At 65.9% G+C, this 255-nt stretch carries 1 protein-coding gene; it reads right to left on the bottom strand.

Annotated features, from left to right (window positions below; translation table 11 throughout):
• Window positions 1–231: DUF6297 family protein (locus SB772_RS43215; protein ID WP_410838923.1), on the bottom strand; the 231-nt coding region annotated here is incomplete at its 3' end.
• Window positions 232–255 lie beyond the last annotated feature (24 nt).

Below are 255 nucleotides of genomic sequence, written 5' to 3' on the forward strand. Positions count from 1 at the left end.
CGATGCGAGGAGGTGCTCCCCGGGGCTGCGGCCGAGGGTAGTCATCACGCTGAACAAGAGGTAAGCCAGTGCTGAGCCCACGGCGGTAAGGGCTACTTTGCGGAGGAATCGGGGACCAACCATCGGACGCCGGTCGAGGGGGAGCGGAAGCCACCACGTGCTTTCGGGCCCGGTAACGGTTATCGGTCCCAGCTTGCGGGACAGGTTGCTCATGGCAGCGAGGACCGCCAAGCCGAGGAGGCTCCAGAGAGCAGG

The organism is Paraburkholderia sp. SIMBA_030 (genome assembly GCF_046535245.1).
In the GTDB taxonomy this organism is placed as follows: Bacteria; Pseudomonadota; Gammaproteobacteria; order Burkholderiales; family Burkholderiaceae; genus Paraburkholderia.